The organism is Citrobacter sp. Cf125, from assembly GCF_030333935.1.
GTDB lineage: Bacteria > Pseudomonadota > Gammaproteobacteria > Enterobacterales > Enterobacteriaceae > Citrobacter > Citrobacter freundii.
On record NZ_JAOWEY010000025.1, the window covers coordinates 49,100 to 71,860 of the forward strand.

The window sequence follows — 22,761 nt, forward strand, 5'->3', positions numbered from 1 at the left end:
AATTTAAGTTGGTGGTAACTATGAATACGAAAAAGGTTTTTCTGCTCAGTTATGATATTTTTCTTTTCTCAGGGATAAAAGCGTGGCTGCCAAATCTGGTACTGGTTGATGCGCGATCATTTATTTCTGGTACACAGTCAGTTATTCCACGATACCCGTCCTGTATGCTGGTGATCGATAACCGGTTACCATTGCTACTGGTCAGGAAATGGTTTCAGAGAAATAGCACGCAGTTTATCAACATCAACTGTATTGTTCTTCGGATGAATGAAACTCGTTCTGTTAATCGAGGATACGAGGAGTATGCTTTCATTAATGGACGAGAATTATCTGATCAATTGATTTCTCAGCTAAGAGCCAATTTAATGGCACCCAATGAGGTTGTGGAGGTCACTAAAGGTTCGACGATTTTTAATTTTCATTTGACTGAATTTGAAGAGGAAATGTTGTATTCATCATTCACAAAAGAAAAATTGCACGACTTTTGTATTGCTAACTCACTAACAACTAAGTCAGTTTATCGATATCGGGAGCGGATAACCGCTCGTCTGGGATTTTCTCATTTTAATGAAACTATCATTTTTTTAACCAGGAATAATTTATTGCATGAAGGCTACCCGACAAACAGTCATTCTGGTGAGAATGTAATTTATGGCGATGCATATGATGTTTCAGATTCTGGCCGACTGAGTATGGCAATAAGGAATGAAGAAATCATTCCTTATTTTCAGCCCATCGTAAATATCAATGGGGACGTCTGTGGTGTTGAGGTTTTGGCTCGGTGGCCACAGGGCCATAATTATGCGATTTCTCAGCGTGAGTTTATACCTCTGGCTGAAAAAAGTGGCTTAATGAATGAGTTAACGAGCTATTTAATGACCACCGTCGCGCGTAATCTGGTTGACGGAAGCGAGGATATTAATAAAACGCTATTCGTCTCCTTTAATGTCAGTCCATCAGGTTTAAGTAATCCTGTTTTTTATTGGGAATGCCTTAACTTTATGGAGATAACGCAAAGACTACCGATAAAATTAATGATTGAAATAACCGAAAATCAGACTCTAACTATCACTCCAGCTCTCAAAGAGCTGATACGATCGTTGCGAAACAGAGGGGTGCTGTTTGCTTTAGATGATTTTGGAACGGGATACGCTAATCTCTGCTATCTCAATGAGTTAGACCTGGATGTAATCAAAATTGATAAAACGTTCATCAAGGCTATTAAAGAAGTTGAGCAACATATCCCTATGCTCGAGTCAATCATTCATCTTTCCGGACTCCTGGGATTACGCATGGTGGCGGAAGGCGTTGAATATGGCTATCAGCAGCAATGGTTGCGGAAAAATAATGTGGATTACCTGCAGGGTTATCAATTTTTACCGCCAGTGATGTTTGATGATTTTATGCGTTTTTACAAGCAGTCTGTAGGGCTGTTTGAATCAGCGTCGGATTCAACTTTTTCAGCGTAAACCTGTCGTGAACATCAGGGGCGGATGCCTCTGATGCCGGTTTTTTTGCCGAGGTTGGTACTACAGATCCTGCCTGTCTGGTGAAGACGATAGCCAGTTCTGAGTGAAACATTGTTTGTTTATGTGTCTTTTACAGGGTATTTATAGCGGTATCAGCGTTAATCAAACCGCTTCCGAGGTTAGTCTATAGCCATGCGTCATTTCCTGACAAAATTAAGAGTCTGGCTTCCACCACCACTCATCTTAATATTATTCCTCATCGCGGATGCGTTGACGGCGATCCCGCGTTTCACATTTGGCGCGGCGACTATCGTAATAAGTGCATTGTTGGCTAGCGCCAGTTTGGCGATGATACTGCATACCGCGTGGCAGATGCGGAAGAAACGTACGACGCTAAACCCACTGCATGCAGAGAAATCGACCACGCTTGTTACTGGCGGATGTTATGCCTGGAGCCGCAATCCAATCTATCTTGGAATGAGTGGACTCCAGTTAGCTTTTGCTCTCTACGTCGGTAGCCTGATTGGAATATTGGTTGCACCACTGTTTATGCTGGCGGTTGCCAGATTGCACATTGATTTTGAAGAGGAACAACTGCGAAAACATTTCGGGCTGGAATGGAAACACTATGAGCAGCGTGTTCGCCGCTGGTTATAGCGTTCCCTTGCCGCGTACAGGATGCCTGTGACGACACGATTCGTGCGTAATTGAATCCGGATGATGCAAAAATAGGCGTTTGATTCGCAAGGCCATTGACGCGTCGCCCGGTTAGTTTTAACCTTCTACCCCGTGCTCACATTCGTGGACATGTCCTTTTCAGGGCCGATATAGCTCAGTTGGTAGAGCAGCGCATTCGTAATGCGAAGGTCGTAGGTTCGACTCCTATTATCGGCACCACCTTTTCTCGTAAAATCATCAAGTTACTATTGCAGTGTTTTGCTTTGTTCAGCACTAATGTGCATTTTGCGCGTTGCGGATGTGACAAAATGGAGGGAACTGATGATCAATATATTTGTTTCAATGAGTTGAACAATGCAACGTGGGAGTTTTGTAAGACGTGCAATCGCAGGTCCTCGCCATTCTGTGAGCGGAGATTTTAGCTCCGAATTACATGAAAACCACAATTTTACTTAGGGATGGGGTGATTTTACATGAATAAGAACATTTACCTAGAAAAAACAAGCGACTAACATAAACTTATTGGCAGAAATCCTTGTCATCTTGCGCTGTATTTTTTAATCTATCTTCAATATCTACCAGAAGATAGGCCCCTCATGAAATTCCAGGACATTGCTACTTTTTCCGGAAATATTCTCACCTTTTTGGGATTGCCAGCACTGATTTTTTTTAATTTTTCCTCTTTTTTGTTTTTTCTGAATGAATGGAAGATTCCTTTCATATGTGGTTCTGTTGTCATTCTAATAACTACATTAATTTATCATCGAAAAAAAAGACGTTATCCCAACAAGTCGAGTTGTTTCTCATTGCTTGTGTTGTTTTTTGCAATGGGTTGTGCGATTTTCTACCAACCATACCCTGAATTTGCACAGATAAGCATTTCTGGCTTCTATAATGAAAAAGATGGGGGGTGGAACAGTAGTAATACAGATAAAATGCTTATGACATCACTAACCAGATGGAGGAGACGTGGAAAAGGGCCACATCTAAAGAGAATCCTTCATTCCAATTTGTGCCCCCGTTTGCGGTTGAGAACTGGCAATTTCCGACATTGTTTTTGACTCATCGTTCTAAACAGCAAATAATTAATTTGGCTGAAGCGAATTCTCGCTCAGTCGTAACGTTGGTAGGGTTTACACGTGATAATAAAATAGAGAAAATCCACTATAGTTTGAACGGGAAGTTGTTATCACCCAATGCGCATAGCATTAATTTAGAGAGTAGATGGTTTAATCAGATTTTTGATAAAATTATTTCGCAATCACAGTTAACTGATGCTCAAAAGCGAGAGATAATAGCTAAGATCCTCTTCATTGATATAAATGCCCGTACACTAAGTGCCCGAAAAGATGAAATGGACGCTATTGGTATGGCTAACCTGGTCGTTAAGATAAGAAGTGAGGTCATTGATTTAAAAGGGAGATATCCTTTTATAGACGATGAGCTCAACTTTTTGATGGCTGGTCTGACAGCTTCTTTCGTAGATGTTTATAGTGCAGAACTATCTGATGACGTCGCTGCTGGGTTTTTAGTGCAGGCACTCAGCTTTCATCCGTATTATCCTTATCCAGATAAGGAGAGTTTTCAACGCGCTTATGTCAAAAATAGTTATGATAAATGGAAACTAACTAACGACGCTGAAAATGATGTGACTTTATTAAGCCACTTGGCGCAGTTGACATGTTTTATTGAAGATACTAAGAAAAAAGAAAAGATCATTGATGACTTTAAAAATCAGGTTTTTCTTCAAAACCAATCGCCTACGATTTTTTATTCAATGTTAGAAATGATCAAAGCCAGTAATTCACTTCTTGATATACCAGTTAAAAAAATTCATGAAATTAAAGAAATAGAAGATTATACGGATAATTTTCTTTACCAACATCCAGGCATGGATGATGAATTCATTGAGTTAAAAAGCGCATTGTTATACGGTGTATGCCATACTTGGTATGTTAATCACAATCGCAAAAAAGATGCTTCAAGGTTATTGGGGAAATTCACAAATATTGTAGATAATAATCCTAATGTGTTGCATTTTTTAATGAAAATGAAACAAGAAGATAGTGAATGAAAATAATGTTGCCTGAATCCTCGTTTTAGCTTGAAATAGCAAAAACGCGCTTAAACTCCCCTGTATGTTGGTGGCTAACTGGTACTATATCACTTGGTTGTTTATTAAAATGGCTGATAATATCGAGCGGCCCTGCGCCAGGGCCGATTCGTTTACTGAGCAGATTTAGCAAGATGTAAATGCAATACGCTTCAACCCCTCTACCGCTTTTTCGAGGTAGGCGCGTGGACATCCCATGTTCAGGCGGATAAAACCTTTTCCAGCAGGACCAAAGCTATTTCCCATTGAAGGCGCAATACCGGCAACATCAAGCATTACCCATTTGAGCTGCTCATCATCCAGTCCAAGCGCTTTGCAATCTATCCACAGTAGATAAGTTGCCTGGGAAGGAACAACCCGAGCCCACGGGAGATGTTCATCAATTTGTTGAATAAACCAGCGTCGATTTTCAGCCAGATAGCCAAGTAACTCGTCTAACCATGGTGCACCATGTTGCCATGCTGCCGTACTCGCTTCGACGGATAGCGCATTGAATACATCCAGCCCATGAGCATCCAGACGGCGTAAAAAGTGTTCACGCAATGCCGGTGCCGGTATCAGAAAATTAGCAATACGCAATGTCGACAAACCAAACGTTTTACTGGCTGAAGTGGCTGAAATTACACGCGAATACCAGCGTTCTCCCAGATGCAGAACTGAAGTAAATTGTTCTCCAGGAAGCAATAAATCTGCCCATATTTCATCAGACAGCAACGTCACATCATAGGTTTCGCACAGCGTAAGTAGCTGTTCCAGCTCCTGTACAGACCAACAACGGCCGGTTGGATTATGCGGATTACATAAAATCATCAACGGTGGACGTTCAGTCCGGAATAACATTTCCAGGTGAGCAAAATCCATTTGATAACCGGTAGCCGGGTCCTCATACAACGGATTTTCCAGCAACTGTCTGCCGTTCAAAGAGATAATTTTAGCGAATGAGCCATAATAAGGCCCCTGAACGACTACGCCTTCACCGGGTTGGCTCAGCATTTGTACGAGTAGCGATAATCCCGGAACAACACCTTCAATACTGCAGATCCATTCTTGCTTGATTTCCAGCTGATGCCGGGTTGAGAGCCATGAGATTAATGAATCAAAGTAGCTTTGTGGCCGTTCGCTGTAACCAAAAATACCGTGCCCGACGCGGTGAGTTAAAGCCTCCTGAACAGCGGGCGGGCAAGTAAAGTCAAAATCAGACACCCACATTGGCAACAGTTGATGTGTATCCTCGCCGAAATATCGCGCCATAAAGTCCCATTTCAGCGAGGCGGTATCGTGGCGATCGATAATCTTATTAAAATCCATTACATGCTCTCCCTATTCTGTTGCCGTAATATTTTTTTCTGTTTCTGTCACTGATGGCGCCTTCGCAATACCGATTCCCGTGAAGCCGTAAATCAAGGCGAAGAAGATTGCGGCATAGCACTGAATCGCCCATGGCAATAAATCCAGTGTGCTCACTCCTAATGTTGTGGCCATATAAACTCCGGCGGCGGTCCATGGCAACAACGGCTCAATGACGGTGCCAGCGTCTTCAATTGTGCGGGACAGATTTTTGGTATCCAGTCCCATGCGGCGGTATGCGTCTTTAAATAATTCAGCTGGAACCAGAAGAGCCAGCTTGCCGTCGCTTGTCGCTCCGGTAACAAGAAGGGTGGTACCAATGGTTGCCGCAATTAACTGACCGACGCTGTGAATGACCGTCAGTAAGCGGTTAATGATAATGTTGAGTGCGCCCGTTAACGTTAAGGCACCGGCAAAAGAAAATGCGCAAAATACCAGAAGAATAGTGCTCATCATTGAGAACATTCCGCCACGGTTCAGCAGGCGCGGAACATCAGCAATAATGCCCTCACTCCCTTGCGGGAACATAGTAATGTTGAACCCATCTATAAAGGCATCCAGCCCCTGCTTGATGCTGAGTCCTTGCATGACAACGCCCAGAATCAGGGCTAATACGCATGCGCTCAGCATTAAAGGAATGACCGGCTTTTTACGAACCGCGCCCCACAACACAATAACCGGTGGCAAAATCAGAATGATATTGAAGTGGTATAGCGACTCCAGAGCGTTGACAATATCGGTAACCCGTTGCGGCGTGGCGACCTCGCCGAGCATATTGCTGTAGCCCGCAATAAGATAAACCACAGCGGCAAGCAGAAAGCTGGGAATAGTGGTCCACAATAAGTGCTGGATATGCTCGAAAAGGGTGGTATCTGCGACAATAGCCGCAAAGTTGGTGGAGTCTGACAACGGCGATATCTTGTCACCGAAGTAAGCGCCAGAAACAACGGCACCTGCCGCTGCTGCCAATGAGACATCCAGCCCGGCGGCAACCCCCATCAGCGCTACGCCAACCGTTCCGGCGGAACCCCAGGAGGTTCCGGTACACACCGATACGACGCTGGTCAAAAAGAACGCGGCGATGAGAATGTATTCGGGGCTGATGAGTTTAAGTCCCCAGTACACCATGTAAGGGATGGTGCCGCTGAACATCCATGTACCAATCAGGCCGCCAACACAGATAAGAATCATGATAACCGGCATTGCTTTGGCGAGTTTATCCACCACCGAATTAATGATGTCTTCCCAGCAATACCCTTGCCACCAGGCCATGCCCGCGGCGACTGCAGCAGAACAAAGCAATAAAGGTTCAATACGTAGCCCCATGATGCCGTAGCCAATAATTAACAGCAGTAGCATGGCTAAAATAGGGATCACTGCCAGTCCAAATGAGAGTGCTTTTTTCTGATTTTGAGAGGCATTCATTCATGAATCTCCAGTCTGTAAGGTCGCTCAAGAGTAGAGAACACTCTTTTGTCTGACTGTGATCGTTCATTGGCCCTCATGTAAGCGATTACATGAGGGCGCTAAATTTGAAGTTGATCACAACTCAGGGGCTTGACGATTTACGCATTGATTTCAGAGAGAGGGGGGAAGAACAGAATCGCGGATCACCAGCTCTGCAGTGAAACTATTCACGCTGGGACGCTGAGTTGCGCCCTTAAAAAGCTGTATCGCCAGCTGCGAAGCGCAGCGAGCCATGCGCTCAACGGGATAATGCATTGTTGTGAGTGCTGGGTAGAGATAGCGGGCCATCACCACATCATCAAATCCAACGATCGAAAGCTGTTGCGGAAGAGTAATTCCCTGCTGATGGAGGATGCGCATAATCCCAGCGGCCATCACATCATTAAACGTCACCGCTGCGGTGAAAGGAATGCCGCAATTAAGCAGCTGATGTGCAGCGCGTTCGCCACCTTCTTCATTAAAGGGCACGCTAATCACCCAATTTTTATCTGGCGTAATACCATATTCAGCCAGCGCCTGGCGATAACCTTCCAGCCGCTCACGGCGATCGATAATCGGTAAGTCACTTGTCACGCAGGCAATACAACGGTGTCCTTGCTCCAGGAGGTGTAGCGTGGCTGTTTTAGCTGCTTGACTATTTTCCAGCCACACGCAGCGATTGGCCATCCCGGCAATATAGCGATTTACGACCACCATGGCAGGAAAATGAGCGGCATATCGCAACAGTTCCTTTTCAGACAGTCTACTGGCATGGACCACAATAGCTTCGCAGCCCTGGTTTATCAGGAAATCGAGTCCTGATTTCTCCATTCCTTCATCGTGACCGCCGCTGCATACCATCAGCCGAAACTGCTGCTGGCGTGATACTTCTTCCACGCCTCGTGCAAGCCTGGCAAAAAAGGGATCGGCAAGATTGCCGGTCAATAACCCGAGCATGTCACCGCTGCGTTTCGCTAATGCAATAGCGGCAGCATTGCGATGATAGTTCAGTTCGCGCATGGCTTTTTCAACACGCTCACGCGTCACGGGTTCAACCCATGCGGTTTGATTAATAACACGTGAAACTGTTGCGGTGGACACTCCCGCTAACTCTGCAACATCTTTTATCGTTGCCATGCTGGCTCTTTACCTTTTTAATTCTTAAGAATTTGCTTATCGCTGGTTTTTTTCCTTATCTTATTCAGGTTGGGGGGATTTGTCACCGATACATCCTCTGAGTATATCTACTCAGAGGCTTATTTTTAGTATTTAATTATTCAATACTATCCTGAGTATTATTATACTTACATGCGATATTCGATCATCCCGCTCTTTTTGGCCACCCAGTCATACAGTCGTTGCCCACGGAGATTGGTTTCATGCGTATGCCAGTATAATCTTGACGCGTGATGTTTTTTGGCTTGTTGTTGGACATGTTCGATAAGTTGTTTACCGATGTGTTGGCCGCGTACATCTTCGCTAACAAATAAATCTTCGAGATAGCAATAGTTTGATTCTGCCCAGGTTGAGCGGTGAAAGAGATAATGAACCAGTCCCACTATTTTCCCATCATATTTTGCAACAGCACAATAAACAGGTTCGCTCGGGGTAAAGAAACGCTCCCACGTTAATTTTGTTACTTCATCTGAAATTATAGTGCGGTAAAATGTTTGATAGTTTATCCATAAAGGAAGCCAGCTGGCGTAGTCTTTTTGTTCTGCACTTTCAATAGTAACGGCATTCATGTTAATCATATATATCCTGATATTTTATACGAGTAATGTGTTAGTATGATGATACTAAGAATTTTATAAACTCTCGTAAAGAGACACTTTCGATATATTGATAGGATCCACTTTAGTATAAAGGTTAATACAATGAAGAAAAACAATGCGCCTTTATTTCAAGGATTTGTTTTAGGAAAAGGTGCGGTTAAGGAGCAGGTTTACCACATCCTCCGCGATCACATCCTCGAAGGGCGATTGCCGCCAGGAACAAAAATGCCGTCAACCAGGGCGTTGTCCGAAATGATGTCAATTTCACGAAACTCAGCGATCGCCGGTTATGACCGGCTATTAGATGAAGGGTATATCCTGACTCGTAAAGGGTCTGGAACGTATGTCTCACATCATATTCCGGATCGGAGTATCAGCAATAGCTATCCAGAGATGGCGTTGGTGGACGTCGTATCGCCTGATGAGCAGGTTCACAGCCGAAATAATCCTGCTCGCGATTTATGGTCAAATGAGTATGAAGGGCGCGGCATGAACCGTCTATTTGCGGTTGGTGTCGGGTGTACGGATCTCTTCCCGCATGGGTTATGGGGAAAGCTACTGCAACGAGTCTGGAGACAATCCCGGCATCAACTGGGAGCCCACACTCATCCTTGCGGGTACCTTCCTTTGAGAAAAGCGGTTTGCCGCTACATTAAAACAACGCGTGGAGTGAACTGTAACGAAGATCAAATAATCATCGTAAATGGTATTCAGCAGGCATTGAACATTACTGCACGAGCATTGCTGTCGGCAGGAAATGAAGTTTGGCTGGACGACCCGGGTTACAAAGGCGCCCGCGGAACCTTCATGTCTGTTGGTGCTATGGTGAGGCCGGTACCGGTAGATAGCGAAGGAATGAACGTCCGCTATGGTATTGATCATTTTCCTGACGCTAAGCTGGCCTATGTCGTCCCGTCGGATCAATATCCATTAAGTGGAACGTTGAGTTTATCCCGGCGTTTTGAGTTGCTGGAATGGGCGAAGTCGAATCAGGCATGGATATTTGAAGATGATTATAATAGTGAGTTCCGTTATGCCGACCGTTCTTTACAAGCTCTGCAAGGATTAGATCAGAATCAACGCGTAATCTATGCCGGAACATTTTCTAAAATGATGTACCCGGAATTCCGTTTAGGTTTTTTAGTTGTTCCGCCGGATTTACAAGAACAGATTATGGTGACCAAATATTATTCCGATCTCGGTACCAGTTATCTTGAACAAGCAGTGATGGCAAATTTTATTGAGGAGGGGCACTATGCCAGTCATGTGCGTCGAATTCGCAAAGCATGCTATGAAAGAAGAACTGCGTTGGTCAATGCTATTCAATGCTATCTTGCTGATAAAATGATTATTCAACCTTCAGACTCAGGCGTTCATATCGTATGTTGGTTGCAAAATGGGATGACTGGGAGTGAAGTTGAAGAGAAAGCCAGATTACTAGGGATGGGAATACTATCACTAAGTCGTTATTACCAGAGCGATGTTTCACGACAGGGAATTTTGATTGGTTTTGCAAATCATCCGGTAGAGGCAATTGTTGATGGGATTCGCCGTCTGGCTCAGGTTATTTAACTTATAATTTATTCAGCTCTAAGCATTAATGCAGTAAATACGTTTCTTTTGCTACGTGTAAAAATATTGCGCCTGTTTTTTGTACAGATAAATAGTGTGGATCTGTTAAAAACACGCATTGTGGTTCTTTTGGACTGCCCAGTTTGATCATACTCTGCGCTGGTTTAGCCCTGTTTTGTAAGAGGTATGGATATGTCGGGCATCTTTAATCAATTTCATCAACCCGTTGGTATGACTTTGTCTGACTGGAAAGGCGCACCCTTTCCACAGGCTCAGCAAATTACAGGTCGCTATTGTAAGCTTGAACGTATTAACGCCGAACGCCATGCAAAAGAGTTGTATGAAGCGTACTGCGAAGCAAGCGATTGTCGTGACTGGACATATCTGGCGGTCGGGCCTTTTGAGACCTTCGATACCTTCCTGGATTATGTAAAAAAGATGGAAGAACAGACCGATCCGATGCATTTTGCTGTGATCGATTTAACCAGTATGAAAACTGTTGGTACGTTTGCACTGATGCGGATTGATCCCTCAAATGGCGTGATCGAGGTTGGCCATGTTTCCTACTCCGTACGCATGAAACGTTCGCGAATCTCAACAGAAGTCATCTCATTGCTTTTAAAGTACGTTTTTGAGGATCTGGGCTATCGCCGTTTTGAATGGAAATGCGATGCTCTCAATGCTCCTTCCCGTGAGGCGGCGGAGCGCTTTGGCTTCAGTTTTGAAGGCATATTTCGTCAGGCTGTCGTCACGCGGGGGCGTAATCGAGATACCGCATGGTACTCAATCATTGACGGTGAGTACCCGTCACTTCGACCGGCCTACGATATGTGGCTCGATGAGCGTAATTTCGATAATCAGGGACGGCAGATTAGGCGTCTTGACGAGCTGATGGAAAGGGGATAAAAAAGCTCCCCGAATAAACCGGGGAGCCAGAAAGCGTAGCGCCCGTGTAGAATTATCTCTGCCGCGACTCAAGCCAGACCAGCGCCAGCGTGGAGAGTCCGCACATCAGCAGAATGCCGACAAACCAAAACAGATACCACATCGTACAGTCCTCCTTAATAAAGTTCGTGGTTGTGGCGGCGGATCGTTTCTACATTGATGCGCCCGAGCATTTTGTAATAACTCCACACGGTATAAAGCAGAACGATCGGTAGAAAAATCAGCACAATAACCAGCATGATACTGAGTGTCATCTGGCTGGAGGTGCTGTCCCACACCGTCAGGCTGGAGAGCGGATACGCGCTTGAAGGCATCACAAACGGAAACAGGGTGATTCCAGCGGTGAAGATCACGCAGGCCTGGCCCAGTGAAGCAAACAAAAATCCCCATACGGCCCGACGTTGTCCGCAGGCATAGATCGCGAGCATCGGGAAAATCATGCCAAGCAGCGGAATAATTAACAGCAGTGGTGACTGATAAAAGTGCGCCATCCACGCGCCCGGCGAGGTAGTTACTGCTTTTAATAGCGGGTTGGAAGGACCATTAGGATCCTGGCTTAGCAACACATAGCCATCGATCCCCGTCCATAGCCAGTAACCGGCTAACAGAAAGCAGAGCACGACCAGCATCGCGCTGCGGCGGGTAGCAGACAGCGCACGTTGGTGAAGAATGCCGTCGGTCTTCAACTGGAGCCACACGCCCCCTTGCAGAATAACCAGCATCAGGCTTAATGCGCCGCACAGCAGGGCAAAGGGTGAGAGTAACTGCCAGAAGGTGCCCAGGTATTGCACATGAAGCTGTGGAGTGAAGATAAAAGGCACGCCCAAAAAAAGGTTGCCGAACGCGACGCCGAAGATAACTGGAGGGACCAGACTGCCAATCACCAACCCGGTGTCCCACATGGCGCGCCAGCGTGCATTGGCTATTTTTCCACGATAATCAAAGGCCAACGGGCGAAAGAAAAGGGCGCACAGCACCAGAATCATCGCCACATAAAACCCTGAAAATGCCGCGGCATAGACCCGTGGCCAGGCCGCGAATAATGCACCGCCCGCCAGAATGAGCCACACCTGGTTACCTTCCCAGTGCGCTCCGACGCTATTGATTAGTACCCGACGCTCATCATCGTTACGCGCGATCAGCGGCAACAGGCAGCCAACCCCCATATCAAACCCGTCGGTGACCATAAATGCCACCAGGATGATGCCAATCAGCAGCCACCAGATGAGCCGCAACGTTTCATAATCCAACATGATTATCTCCTTTATCCCTGTTGTTGCGCTGGTTGTTGGTTATGCATTGCATCCGGGCCAAGGCGCGCGTATTTCTGCATCAGGTAGACTTCGGCAATTAAAAACAAGGTGTAAAGCGTGAGAATTAGCCCCATGGAGAAGGCCAGTTGGCCTGCGCTTAACGCGGAGTGGGCGTACCAGGTCGGCAAAATATCCTGAATCGCCCACGGCTGGCGGCCAAACTCCGTCATAAACCAGCCCGCTTCAATGGCAATCCACGGTAGCGGCAAGCTCCACAGTGTCATGTGCAGTACCCAGCGATGCTGGTCGATACGCCAGCGTAAGGTCTGTATCAGAGCAATCGCCATCACCAGCAGCAGAAGTGAACCGCATGCAATCATGATGCGAAAACTCCAGAATACCGGTGCTACTTGCGGGATCGCACCGCGTTGCGCGGCCTGATATTGCTCCGGAGTGACATGGTTCATATCAGGCGCGTAGTTCGCCAGCAGGATGCCGTAACCCAGATCTTTCTCCACAGCGTGAAAAGCGTTCAGTACCTGAGGCGTGCGGTTACCTTTGGCGATTTCCTGCATCAGCAGCCACGCTTCCCGACCTCGTTGCAGGCGGGGGAGAGCATCCTCCATCAGATTTTTCAGCCCCGGAACCGGCGTGTCTAAAGAGTGCGTGGCCAGGATGCCCAGCAGAGCCGGTATCTTCACAGCAAAGGCGTTACGTTCTTGCTCCTGCTGCGGCCAGGCGATGACATGAAAGGGCGCGGGTGCCGGTTCGGTTTGCCATTCGCCTTCCATTGCCGCCAGCTTTACCGGCTGGCGTTGGGCAACCTCATAGGCTGAGCTATCACCCAGTTGTAGAGTGCCGAGGATAGCCAGTGTGCCAAAAATGGAACCCACCGCGAAGGAACGCCGGGCGAACTCGCAATTGCGACCGCGCAGCAGATACCAGGCGCTGATGGACATCACAAACATGGCGCCGGTGACATAACCGGACATCACGGTATGCACAAATTTCACCTGGCTGATGGGGTTAAAGACCAGCTCGCTAAAGCTGCTCATCTCCATACGCAGGGTATCAATATTAAAGTGAGCGCCGGTTGGATATTGCATCCAGCCGTTGGCGTTGAGGATCCACAGGGCCGAGATATTGGAACCAAACGCGACCAGCCAGGTGACCATCAGGTGTTGGTATTTGGTTAAGCGCTGCCAGCCGAAGAAGAACAGACCAACAAACGTGGATTCGAGGAAGAAGGCCAGCAGGGCTTCCATTGCCAGAGGCGCGCCAAAAATATCGCCCACATAGTTAGAATAGAGCGACCAGTTAGTACCGAACTGAAACTCCATGGTCAGGCCGGTTGCCACGCCGAGCGCAAAGTTAATCCCGAATAACTTGCCCCAGAAACGCGTCATGTCGCGGTAGACTGTTTTGCCCGTCACCACATAAATGGTTTCCATGATGGCCAGCATAAAAATTAGCCCCAGCGTCAGGGGAACAAACAGAAAATGGTACAGCGCGGTCAGCGCAAACTGCCAACGCGATAAGTCAATGACGTCCCACATGCGAACTCCATCAGGCATTAGAGAGTGAATAGATAAGGAAGAAAACGCCAGACCCGCAGCATAAAAGCATGCGGGCCGGGAGAGAGGGTCAGGCCGGTGGACCGGATGCCAGCCAGCCGCAGACTTCATCCAGACGCTGGAGCGAGTCGCGAAGATCTTCCGGCGCAGCCTGCACCAGTTCCGGTAATGGACAGATCTCATAACTTTCGAGCAGAAGCCCTTTCAGGGTATCCAGACAGCGCACATGCCAGACATGGCGCAGCGCCGTGGCGTCGATTTGGCTCTCACCGTAGCCGATAGTGCGGATCTGGATGTGTCCTTCGCCACATAACCGAGCAAGAAACAGGCGATCCGCATCGCTAATCGGCAGTTGGGTGAGGTTAATGCTATGGGGTTGCAAGGCCGGATCGCGCACGTGCGCCAGCAGTTCCTGAGCCAGCGTCAGGCCATTCATTAGCCCGTCCACCGGCGGGGGCAACAGGCTGTCGTCCGGCAGTGTATTGAACGTTGCCGCCAGCCACAGTGCACGCGGCGCGCTGCCTGCTTCCAGATGCTCCTCCCACTGTCCCTTGTCATTCTGACAACGCACCCGCCAGATGCCGCAGAAAATCGACTCCTGGATCTCGCACGCTCTGCCGTCAGCATGCTGGATGCGCACTGAAACTTCGCCTTCGCCGAGCAGCGTATTCAAAAACGTGAGATCGTCTGCGTTGAGCGCGGATAAATCCCATCCCAGCACGTCCTGTTTGGCGGGTATGCGCCTCCTGAGCTGCTGGCGCACATCGGCTAACAATGCCATCACCGCCGGACTGTGCGGACAGTTTTCCAGTGATGCCATGCTGGGGTCGCTGTTGACCTGGCAAGTGAGGGGTAAGGGATTCATGCTGAAGCTGTCATCGTCCGGCTGCGTTCCCGGCCCCAGCAGATGAAAAAAAGTGTCGCTCATCGTTCAGACTCCGGCGGCGTGCGTGGTTCAACTAAGGGGCGCATCAGGTTGAGCAGATCGGCCCACGGGTGGATGCCGCTGAGAATGCCGCGCAGCTCACCTTGGGTAAATACCAGGGTAGCCGGGAAGCGGAATACGCCAAAACGATCGCCAATCGCCTCGCTATGCTCGAGATCCGCCATGGCGATGTGCCAGTCAAACTGGGGAAACTCGCGGAGCAACTCGGCAATCATCACTGGATTATCGCTGACTTCCGGTGTACGGCGGGGATCGCTACTGAGTAACACCACACCGTCGCGAACGTGGGTTATCCAGTCATCCAGTTCGGGCGCGGTTAGCGGCTGCCAGCCCCTGGCCAGCATACGTTGCCATAGAGCAGGAAAAGGATTGTCATTCAACATGTTGCTTATCTCTCCAGCGTTACGCGATACTGGCGAATATGCACGCCTTCATAGTTTTCCATCGACAGGCATTCATAGTTCAGGCAACGCGTTTCATCGTTGGTCTGTGGCACAATCCCCCACGCAGCCAGTTGCGTAAGTGCGGCCTGCTCCGCCACCGGAAGCTGAGCACGCGCGATGTCGGTCAGGCTGCCGCCATAGTCGTCCAGCTGTACCGGTTGAAGTCCTACAAGGGCGATGTGCGGGGGCAGATGGCCGCGAATGTCCGCCAGCGCCAGCACTTCGGAGAAACTGTTCTGATGCAGACTCATTTTTTTGGCGCTGAGGTAACTGGGGACTTTTTCACCGGCGTAGGTTTGCAGGGTGCCCGGCGCGAGACCGTAGTCGATGGCGTCCAGCAACAGCAGATGACTGGCCTGCTCAACGTAGCCCAGCAGATTCAGCCCCTGCGTGCCGCCGTCGACGATCTCAACGTATTCCGGCCAGTGATAATGGGCGTACAGGCGTTCGGCGACGCGAATGCCAAAGCCTTCATCTGCCCACAGCAGGTTGCCTAGACCCATCACGATGACGTGTGGTTCGCTCATGACGCCTCCTTGTCGTGCTGACCTTTGGGAAATTTGTGGCTACGGTAGCCATTGACCATGGTGGAGATGACGGTATCGTCAGACATGATGTCCTCACGAATCGCCATATACACATGGCCTACGATGAAGGCGGCGATGAACCACATCCCCAACCGATGCCAGCTGTGGATATCGAGAGAGTTCCCACCGGTCCAGTAGAAAAACTCCGTCACATAGCGGAAAGGGGTAAAAATGGCGTATTGGCTATGTTCGCTGTATAAGGCAAAACCGGTCAGGATCATAAAAACGGAAAGCAGGAAATAACCGAACATCGCCGCCTGCGCGATGGGGTTATGACCGATATCATCTCCCGGTTTTTTTTCCAGAAACAGATACCAGCGCACCACCGAAAACGCGCCTCGCCACCAGCTGCGCCGCCAGACCGGCACGATAAACAACTCGCGTGAATAGCGGTTACCGACAAAGGCCCAGTAAATGCGCATCAGCAGGATCACCGTGAATACCATGGCGGCGGAGAAATGTATCAGCCGGATGTCGCCCATATAGAACAGATAAGTGGCCTCACCGCTGACCGACGGCAGCGGTCGACCAATGAAGTATCCGGTCACCATCAACACCAACATGCAGCCCACCGTCAGCCAGTGCCACAAGCGTACAGGCGCTTCAAACACATAGTGGCTGATAGCGGTATCACGCGCCTCCCCGACGCGTGGGGATGTTTTTCCAGTCATCGTTCCGTTCCTTAACGCTTAGCGAACCTGGACGGCGATAAGTTCGCTGCCGTCGTCGCCGAGTACGTGGGTTGAACATGCCAGGCAGGGGTCGAAGCTGTGCAAGGTGCGCAGGATCTCCAGCGGTTGATCCGGTATCGCCATTTGGGTGCCCATCAGCGCCGCCTCGTAAGCACCAATTTGTCCCTTCGGATCGCGCGGGCTGGCATTCCAGGTGGTCGGCACCACACACTGATAGAGATCGATTTTCCCGTCGCGAATCGATGCCCAGTGACCTAACGCGCCGCGCGGTGCTTCGGTAAAGCCGATCCCGCGACACTGCTGCGGCCAGCTTTCAGGCTCCCATTTTTCGGTGTTTGCGGTCGCCAGATTGCCGTTTTTCAGGTTGGTCATTAGCTTGTCGAAGAAATATTGCAGTTTGCTCACGGCCCACTGGGCTTCGTGCGCGCGGCACAGAATACGCCCCAGCGTCGACTGCATACCCGAAAGCGGCAGCTTGAGGGCAGACATCATGCTATCGACGGATTCAATCGTGGCGGCATCCCCTTTGTGATAGGCAATCAGCGTGCGCGCCAGTGGTCCAACTTCCATGGCGTGTCCGCGCCAGCGCGGGGCTTTAATCCACGAATAGCGTTCCTGTTCGTTGAGCTGTTTGATATCAATATCGCTGCCTTTGACATCGCCCGGGTTATACCAGGGTTCAGTAATCCCTTCGAACGGGTGACGACCTAATTGATCGTCCGGATAACGGTACCAGGCATGATCGACAAACTCCTGAATTTGTTGCTGATCGGCCAGATCCACTGGCAGCACGTTTTTAAAATCACCGTTAATCACCGCACCGCCTGGCATCAACAGGCTCTTCGCGCTGAAGTCATTGGCAATATCCGGGAACGCGCCGTAGCTCAAGACGCACTTATCAGAAAGCCCGGTGCCAATCTGGCTCCAGGACTTATTGAACTGGCCGATAGCCAGCGCGTCAGGCACCATGACGTTGTTGATGAAATCAGTGGTGCGGGTGATGATCGACTGCACCAGGTTCAGGCGTTCCATATCGACTGCGCCAACCGCGCCGCGCTGATCGATATTAATCGCGCACGGCATACCGCCGACAATCCAGTTAGGATGCGGGTTCTTACCGCCAAACACCGTATGGATTTTGATGATCTCGCGCTGAAAATCGAGTGCTTCCAGATAATGGGCAAAGCCCATCAGGTTAGCCTCAGGCGACAGTTTGTACTGCGGGTGACCCCAATAACCGTTGCGGAAAATCCCCAGTTGACCGCCGTCGACAAATTTCTTCAGGCGATTTTGGACGTCAAAAAAGTAGCCAGGGGAGGACTTCGGCCAGGCAGAAAGGCTTTGCGCCAGCTGTGATGTGGCGCGCGGATCTGCTTTCAGGGCATTCAGCACGTCAATCCAATCCATTCCGGCTAACTGGTAAAAGTGCACCAGATGGTCGTGGCACCACAGCGTCGCCAGCATAATATTGCGAATGATGTTGGCGTTGTCGGGCACCTTGATGCCAATGGCATCTTCAATGGCATACACCGATGCCAGGGCATGTACGCCGGTGCATACTCCGCAAATCCGTTCAACAAACGCCCAGGCATCGCGCGGGTCACGCCCCTGTAGAATGATCTCCAGCCCGCGGAACATGGTGCCGCAGGAAACCGCGTTGGTGATGATATTCTGCTCATCAATGTTCACTTCACAACGCATATGGCCTTCAATGCGGGTTATGGGGTCCACAACCAGGCGGCGACCCGCATTGTTTAACGTATATCCCTGGGTTTGATACGAGTTGCTCATGCCTGGTTATCCTCTTTGTCCGGCTGCGGTTGTTCGGCTTTAGTTAACTGCTGTTTGTGGCGGTTATGTTGATTGACGGCGCTGGCGACTGCGTGGACGCCGACGCCAGCCGCCACTACGCCAAGCGCGGTGAGGCCCACGGTGTCAGCGGTAGAATGCGTTCCCATCTGTGGAATATCGACCACGCGGCTGTAGAACGAACCGCGATCCCAGAAGCCGTTCTCCGAACATCCCAGACAACCGTGGCCGGACTGAATGGGGAAGGAAACACCGCCATTCCAGCGGGTGGTGGAACAGGCGTTATAGGTGGTTGGCCCCTTGCAGCCCATTTTGTACAGGCAATAGCCTTTGCGGGCAGCGTCATCGTCCCAACTTTCAACGAACTCCCCGGCGTCAAAGTGGGCGCGGCGGTAGCATTTGTCATGAATACGCTGACCATAAAACATCAGCGGACGCCCCAGACGATCGAGTTCCGGCAGCCTTCCAAAGGTCACCATGTAGGTAATGATGGCGCTCATGACGTCTGGAATCGGCGGGCAACCGGGCACTTTCACGATCGGCTTATCGGTAATCACTTTATCGATCGGTGTTGCCTGAGTTGGGTTAGGCCGGGCAGCCTGCACGCAGCCCCAGGAGGCGCAGGTGCCCCAGGCGATAATCGCGCTGGCACCGGCGGCGGCTCTTTTAAGCTTTTCAATAAACGGTCGCCCGCCACTAATGCAGAACATCCCTTGTTCTCCCAGCGGAGGATTACCTTCGACGGCCAGAATGTATCGGCCGTGGTAGCGGCTTAGAATGTCTTCAAAGACCTCTTCGGCCTGTGTTCCGGCGGCGGCCATCAGTGTGTCGTCGTAATCAAGGGAAATCAGAGAGAGGATGACGTCTTTGGCGAGTGGGTGAGAGGAGCGGATAAATGATTCGGTACAGCAGGTGCATTCCAGACCGTGGATCCAGACGACCGGGATCCGGGGTTTGTTTTCCAGCGCCCAGGCGATTCTGGGCGTCATTCCGGCTCCCAACCCTAGCGATGTTGCCGCGAGGCTACAATATTTAAGAAAACTGCGCCTGCTCACGCCCTTGCGGCGCATCGCCTGATAAAAGGTCTCCTCGTTATTCGTATTCATAACACGCGTTTCTTCCCCCGTTGAGTTCTGGCGCACGCCGCCAGCGATAATCTAAAAAAGCCTATCCGATTAGCGGGGAGAAACAATGCAAAGTGTGTGGTTATGTCCTATTGCGATATTTTCGTGCCTGTTATCTGTTTTTCGCTTATTCGGCAATAAAAAAACGCACAGGGGGGACCGCCCTGTGCGTCGGGTTTATCGCGGAAGAACTTAAACCCCAAGGCGATCGCGTAAGCTGTAATAGGCCGCGCCCATGGCGGTAAACGGAATGCGCAGGCTGCGGCCTCCCGGGAACGGGTAATGCGGCAGTTTGGCGAAAGCGTCAAAACGCTCGGCATCCCCGCGCAGCAGTTCCGAAATCAGCCGTCCTGCCAGGTGGGTACAAGTCACGCCGTGGCCGCTGTAGCCCTGCATATAGTAAATGTTGGTATCAAGACGGCCGAACTGCGGCATGCGCGACAGCGTTAACAGGAAATTACCGGTCCAGCGGTAATCAATTTTTACCCCCTGCAATTGCGGGAAGGTCTTCAGCAGTTTCGGCATCACCAGACGCTCAATATCGTCCGGATCGCGAGCGCCGTAGACTACACCGCCGCCGTACAGCAGGCGGTTATCGCCGGTCAGACGGTAGTAATCCAGCAGGTAGTTACAATCTTCAACGCAGTAGTTTTTCGGGATCAGCGAGCGCGCCATCTCCGCCGACAGCGGTTCGGTGGTTAACACCTGCGTGCCACACGGCATGCTGCTTTTTGCCAGCGCAGGTTCCAGTTTGTCGCCGAGGTAGGCGTTGCCCGCGACAATCACAAAACGTGCCGTAACCTGACCTTTTTCGGTGCTGACCACCGCCGGGGTGGTGTGCTGAATACGCGTCACAGGCGATTGTTCGAAGACGCGCCCGCCGTTCAGACGAATGGCGTTAGCCTCGCCAATCGCCAGGTTTAGCGGATGAATATGACCACCGCTGTGGTCGAGTAGCGCGCCGACATAACGATCGCTGCTGACTTCGCGGCGAATTTCGCTGCTATCCAACAGTTCAAGCTGCGTATTGCCGTAGCGTTCCCAGTTCGATTTCTGCTCCTCCAGCGTTTCCATCTGTTTGTGGTTCAGGGCCACAAACAGCCCGCCAGGACGATAGTCGCAGTCGATCTGATAACGTTTGATACGTTCGCGAATGATATTGCCGCCTTCAAACATCATACTGCCAAGCATTTTAGCGGCGTCCGGGCCGTAGGTGCGTTCAATGACGTCGATATCGCGACTGTAGGAGTTCACCAACTGACCACCGTTGCGCCCGCTGGCTCCGAAGCCAATTCGTGCGGATTCCAGTAGCACCACGTCGTAACCCATCTCTGATAAATGCAGGGCGGAGGAGAGTCCTGTATAACCACCGCCCACGACGCAAACATCACAGCTTACCGATTCGCTAAGGGTCGGGAACGGTTCGTATTGATTGGCGCTTGCGGCGTAATAACTGCTGGTATGTTCAGTCATGATTAAGACTCCAGGGAGATCCAGATGGTTTTTAATTCGCTAAATTTTTCCAGCGCATGCAGGGATTTATCGCGTCCGTTACCGCTTTGTTTATAGCCGCCGAATGGCACGGTCATATCACCGTCGTTGTAGTTATTCACGAAGACCGAACCGGCCTTCAGGCGGCGACTCATGCTGTGCGCGCGCAACAAATCGCGGGTCCAGACCGCGGCGCCCAGACCGTAGTCGCTGTCGTTGGCCAGCGCCAGAGCTTCGGCTTCACTGCTAAAACGAGTGATGACCAGTACCGGGCCGAAGATCTCATCGCGGCTGACGTGGGCTTGCGGCGCGGTGTCGACAAAAATAGTCGGGCCGATGGCCGCCGGGTGTACGTGGCTGCGGCCATCCAGCGCCAGCGTGCCTTGCGCTTCACCGTCGCGAATAAAACTGTGAACGGTGTCGGCATGCGTGTTGTCGATAAGCGTGCCCATCGTTGTTTCCGGATCCAGCGGGTTGCCCGGCTGCCAGTTTTTCGCCTGCTCTTTTAAAAGCGCGATAAACTCGTCGGCAATACTTTCTTCCAGCAGCAGACGTGTACCGGCGATACAAACCTGGCCCTGATTATAGAAAATACCTGCCGCTGCATTAGCGGCGGCTTTCGGCAGATCCGGGCAGTCGGCAAATACGATGTTGGCACTTTTACCGCCGGCCTCCAGCCAGACGCGTTTCATGTTGCTGTCGCCAGCATCTTTGAGCAGTTGCTTGCCGGTGCGGGTCGAGCCGGTAAAGGTGATCACATCAACATCCGGATGCAGCGACAGTGCCTGGCCCGCTTCGTGACCGTACCCGCTCACAACGCTGAGCACGCCATCGGGCAAACCTGCTTTTTTAGCCAGTGCGGCCAGGCGAATCGCGGTCAGCGGTGATTTTTCGGAAGGCTTGAGGATCACGCTGTTACCCGCAGCCAGAGCCGGGCCGAGCTTCCAGCATGCCAGCAGCAGGGGAAAATTCCATGGCACGATGGCCGCAATCACGCCCACCGGTTCGCGGACAATCAGCGCTAAATCGTTCACCGAGGTAGTGGCAACTTCACCATAGACTTTATCTATCGCCTCGGCGTACCAACGGATGGCGCGTGCCGCGCCGGGAATATCATCACGCAGGCTATGGCGAATCGGTTTACCGGTGTCGAGCGTTTCCAGTAGCGCCAGCTCCTCGTGATGCTGCTCCATTAAATCGGCGAGTTTGTGCAGCACCGCTTTGCGCTCTGCGGGTGATGCCTGCGACCAGTCCCCGCGTTCAAACACGGTGCGGGCTGCGGTGACCGCGCGGTCAACATCCGCTTTTTTGCCGCGGGCGACTTTGGCGAGCGGGCGTTGTCCTGCCGGATCCTGGGTAATAAAGGTTTCGTTATCGGCGGCGGCACAATATTCGCCGTTAATAAATAAACGGGTTTCCGGTGAATAATGGCTGGCTTTCTCACGCCAATATTTAAGATTCTGAAAGTTCATAGCTACTCCTTTTATATCAATAAGA

At 50.3% G+C, this 22,761-nt stretch carries 20 protein-coding genes and 1 tRNA gene; 6 read left to right on the forward strand and 15 right to left on the reverse strand.

Annotation, left to right across the window (positions count from 1 at the left end; translation table 11 throughout):
* The first annotated feature begins 20 nt into the window (after positions 1-20).
* The 4 genes from OGV89_RS16990 to OGV89_RS17005 all read left to right on the forward strand — a co-directional run bounded on the left by OGV89_RS16990 (position 21) and on the right by OGV89_RS17005 (position 4,221).
* The gene (locus tag OGV89_RS16990; protein ID WP_286558996.1) at positions 21-1,469 is read left to right on the forward strand and encodes an EAL domain-containing protein; all 1,449 of its coding nucleotides are present in this window, start codon (positions 21-23) and stop codon (positions 1,467-1,469) included.
* Positions 1,470-1,661: 192 nt separating this feature from the next.
* The gene (locus OGV89_RS16995) at positions 1,662-2,126 is read left to right on the forward strand and encodes a methyltransferase family protein (protein ID WP_003843778.1); all 465 of its coding nucleotides are present in this window, start codon (positions 1,662-1,664) and stop codon (positions 2,124-2,126) included.
* Positions 2,127-2,290: 164 nt separating this feature from the next.
* Positions 2,291-2,366 (forward strand) — tRNA-Thr (locus tag OGV89_RS17000).
* Positions 2,367-3,105: 739 nt separating this feature from the next.
* Positions 3,106-4,221 carry a hypothetical protein gene (locus tag OGV89_RS17005; protein WP_286558998.1) on the forward strand — a complete coding sequence of 372 codons (1,116 nt, stop codon included), beginning with the start codon at positions 3,106-3,108 and terminating at the stop codon, positions 4,219-4,221.
* A gap of 165 nt (positions 4,222-4,386) precedes the next feature.
* Here OGV89_RS17005 and OGV89_RS17010 read toward each other — a convergent pair whose 3' ends face one another.
* From OGV89_RS17010 to OGV89_RS17025, 4 genes are all read right to left on the reverse strand, one after another.
* The gene (locus OGV89_RS17010) at positions 4,387-5,568 is read right to left on the reverse strand and encodes a MalY/PatB family protein (protein ID WP_286559000.1); all 1,182 of its coding nucleotides are present in this window, start codon (positions 5,566-5,568) and stop codon (positions 4,387-4,389) included.
* 12 nt (positions 5,569-5,580) lie between these two features.
* Positions 5,581-7,032 (reverse strand): Na+/H+ antiporter NhaC, encoded by a 1,452-nt coding sequence (gene nhaC, locus OGV89_RS17015; RefSeq protein WP_286559002.1) that lies wholly within the window; start codon positions 7,030-7,032, stop codon positions 5,581-5,583.
* Between the two features lie 153 nt (positions 7,033-7,185).
* Positions 7,186-8,190 carry a LacI family DNA-binding transcriptional regulator gene (locus OGV89_RS17020; protein WP_003838740.1) on the reverse strand — a complete coding sequence of 335 codons (1,005 nt, stop codon included), beginning with the start codon at positions 8,188-8,190 and terminating at the stop codon, positions 7,186-7,188.
* Positions 8,191-8,357: 167 nt separating this feature from the next.
* Positions 8,358-8,807 (reverse strand): GNAT family N-acetyltransferase, encoded by a 450-nt coding sequence (locus OGV89_RS17025; protein WP_286559004.1) that lies wholly within the window; start codon positions 8,805-8,807, stop codon positions 8,358-8,360.
* A gap of 123 nt (positions 8,808-8,930) precedes the next feature.
* Here OGV89_RS17025 and pdxR point away from each other — a divergent pair, with 123 nt between their 5' ends.
* Together pdxR and OGV89_RS17035 are read left to right on the forward strand one after the other, a co-directional pair.
* Entirely contained in the window at positions 8,931-10,400 is a 1,470-nt protein-coding gene (gene pdxR / locus OGV89_RS17030; RefSeq protein WP_270921555.1) for a MocR-like pyridoxine biosynthesis transcription factor PdxR, read from the forward strand.
* Positions 10,401-10,592: 192 nt separating this feature from the next.
* Positions 10,593-11,306, forward strand: coding sequence for a GNAT family N-acetyltransferase (locus OGV89_RS17035; RefSeq protein WP_106901984.1), 714 nt, complete (start codon positions 10,593-10,595; stop codon positions 11,304-11,306).
* A gap of 52 nt (positions 11,307-11,358) precedes the next feature.
* Here the strand turns inward: OGV89_RS17035 and cbdX are convergent, their stop codons facing one another.
* The 11 genes from cbdX to puuC form a co-directional block, all read right to left on the reverse strand.
* Positions 11,359-11,448: a cytochrome bd-II oxidase subunit CbdX gene (cbdX, locus tag OGV89_RS17040; RefSeq protein WP_003838732.1), complete on the reverse strand. Its 90-nt coding sequence runs from the start codon at positions 11,446-11,448 to the stop codon at positions 11,359-11,361.
* Between the two features lie 13 nt (positions 11,449-11,461).
* Positions 11,462-12,598 (reverse strand): cytochrome d ubiquinol oxidase subunit II, encoded by a 1,137-nt coding sequence (appB, locus tag OGV89_RS17045; protein ID WP_003838730.1) that lies wholly within the window; start codon positions 12,596-12,598, stop codon positions 11,462-11,464.
* An 11-nt stretch (positions 12,599-12,609) separates the two neighbouring features.
* Complete coding sequence (gene appC, locus OGV89_RS17050) at positions 12,610-14,154, reverse strand: cytochrome bd-II oxidase subunit 1 (RefSeq protein WP_121539767.1); 1,545 nt, start codon at positions 14,152-14,154, stop codon at positions 12,610-12,612.
* Between the two features lie 88 nt (positions 14,155-14,242).
* Positions 14,243-15,100 carry a hydrogenase expression/formation protein gene (locus OGV89_RS17055; RefSeq protein WP_032937039.1) on the reverse strand — a complete coding sequence of 286 codons (858 nt, stop codon included), beginning with the start codon at positions 15,098-15,100 and terminating at the stop codon, positions 14,243-14,245.
* A complete protein-coding gene (hyaE, locus tag OGV89_RS17060; protein WP_003847722.1) occupies positions 15,097-15,501 on the reverse strand; it encodes a hydrogenase-1 operon protein HyaE in 405 nt (134 codons plus the stop codon). Before hyaE ends, OGV89_RS17055 begins: the two co-directional genes overlap by 4 nt.
* 5 nt (positions 15,502-15,506) lie before the next feature.
* A complete protein-coding gene (hyaD, locus tag OGV89_RS17065; RefSeq protein ID WP_060855518.1) occupies positions 15,507-16,088 on the reverse strand; it encodes a hydrogenase 1 maturation protease in 582 nt (193 codons plus the stop codon).
* The gene (gene hyaC / locus OGV89_RS17070) at positions 16,085-16,819 is read right to left on the reverse strand and encodes a Ni/Fe-hydrogenase b-type cytochrome subunit (protein WP_044699252.1); all 735 of its coding nucleotides are present in this window, start codon (positions 16,817-16,819) and stop codon (positions 16,085-16,087) included. Before hyaC ends, hyaD begins: the two co-directional genes overlap by 4 nt.
* An 18-nt stretch (positions 16,820-16,837) precedes the next feature.
* Positions 16,838-18,631 (reverse strand): Ni/Fe-hydrogenase large subunit, encoded by a 1,794-nt coding sequence (hyaB, locus tag OGV89_RS17075; RefSeq protein WP_286559006.1) that lies wholly within the window; start codon positions 18,629-18,631, stop codon positions 16,838-16,840.
* Positions 18,628-19,755 (reverse strand): hydrogenase 1 small subunit, encoded by a 1,128-nt coding sequence (hyaA, locus tag OGV89_RS17080; protein WP_071524462.1) that lies wholly within the window; start codon positions 19,753-19,755, stop codon positions 18,628-18,630. The genes hyaB and hyaA overlap by 4 nt, the downstream gene beginning before the upstream one ends.
* Positions 19,756-19,965: 210 nt before the next feature.
* Positions 19,966-21,246 carry an NAD(P)/FAD-dependent oxidoreductase gene (locus tag OGV89_RS17085; RefSeq protein WP_003838714.1) on the reverse strand — a complete coding sequence of 427 codons (1,281 nt, stop codon included), beginning with the start codon at positions 21,244-21,246 and terminating at the stop codon, positions 19,966-19,968.
* Positions 21,247-21,248: 2 nt separating this feature from the next.
* Positions 21,249-22,736, reverse strand: coding sequence for an aldehyde dehydrogenase PuuC (gene puuC / locus OGV89_RS17090; RefSeq protein WP_286559008.1), 1,488 nt, complete (start codon positions 22,734-22,736; stop codon positions 21,249-21,251).
* Between the last annotated feature and the right edge of the window lie 25 nt (positions 22,737-22,761).

Coding starts and splice junctions, on each gene's coding strand:
- OGV89_RS17085 (WP_003838714.1), bottom strand. CDS start 21,246: ATGACTGAACATACCAGCAGTTATTACGCCGCAAGCGCCAATCAATAC.
- OGV89_RS17020 (WP_003838740.1), bottom strand. CDS start 8,190: ATGGCAACGATAAAAGATGTTGCAGAGTTAGCGGGAGTGTCCACCGCA.
- puuC (WP_286559008.1), bottom strand. CDS start 22,736: ATGAACTTTCAGAATCTTAAATATTGGCGTGAGAAAGCCAGCCATTAT.
- hyaD (WP_060855518.1), bottom strand. CDS start 16,088: ATGAGCGAACCACACGTCATCGTGATGGGTCTAGGCAACCTGCTGTGG.
- OGV89_RS16995 (WP_003843778.1), top strand. CDS start 1,662: ATGCGTCATTTCCTGACAAAATTAAGAGTCTGGCTTCCACCACCACTC.
- cbdX (WP_003838732.1), bottom strand. CDS start 11,448: ATGTGGTATCTGTTTTGGTTTGTCGGCATTCTGCTGATGTGCGGACTC.
- hyaC (WP_044699252.1), bottom strand. CDS start 16,819: ATGACTGGAAAAACATCCCCACGCGTCGGGGAGGCGCGTGATACCGCT.
- pdxR (WP_270921555.1), top strand. CDS start 8,931: ATGAAGAAAAACAATGCGCCTTTATTTCAAGGATTTGTTTTAGGAAAA.
- hyaA (WP_071524462.1), bottom strand. CDS start 19,755: ATGAATACGAATAACGAGGAGACCTTTTATCAGGCGATGCGCCGCAAG.
- hyaB (WP_286559006.1), bottom strand. CDS start 18,631: ATGAGCAACTCGTATCAAACCCAGGGATATACGTTAAACAATGCGGGT.
- appB (WP_003838730.1), bottom strand. CDS start 12,598: ATGTTGGATTATGAAACGTTGCGGCTCATCTGGTGGCTGCTGATTGGC.
- OGV89_RS17055 (WP_032937039.1), bottom strand. CDS start 15,100: ATGAGCGACACTTTTTTTCATCTGCTGGGGCCGGGAACGCAGCCGGAC.
- OGV89_RS17025 (WP_286559004.1), bottom strand. CDS start 8,807: ATGATTAACATGAATGCCGTTACTATTGAAAGTGCAGAACAAAAAGAC.
- OGV89_RS16990 (WP_286558996.1), top strand. CDS start 21: ATGAATACGAAAAAGGTTTTTCTGCTCAGTTATGATATTTTTCTTTTC.
- appC (WP_121539767.1), bottom strand. CDS start 14,154: ATGTGGGACGTCATTGACTTATCGCGTTGGCAGTTTGCGCTGACCGCG.
- OGV89_RS17010 (WP_286559000.1), bottom strand. CDS start 5,568: ATGGATTTTAATAAGATTATCGATCGCCACGATACCGCCTCGCTGAAA.
- OGV89_RS17035 (WP_106901984.1), top strand. CDS start 10,593: ATGTCGGGCATCTTTAATCAATTTCATCAACCCGTTGGTATGACTTTG.
- hyaE (WP_003847722.1), bottom strand. CDS start 15,501: ATGTTGAATGACAATCCTTTTCCTGCTCTATGGCAACGTATGCTGGCC.
- OGV89_RS17005 (WP_286558998.1), top strand. CDS start 3,106: ATGGAGGAGACGTGGAAAAGGGCCACATCTAAAGAGAATCCTTCATTC.
- nhaC (WP_286559002.1), bottom strand. CDS start 7,032: ATGAATGCCTCTCAAAATCAGAAAAAAGCACTCTCATTTGGACTGGCA.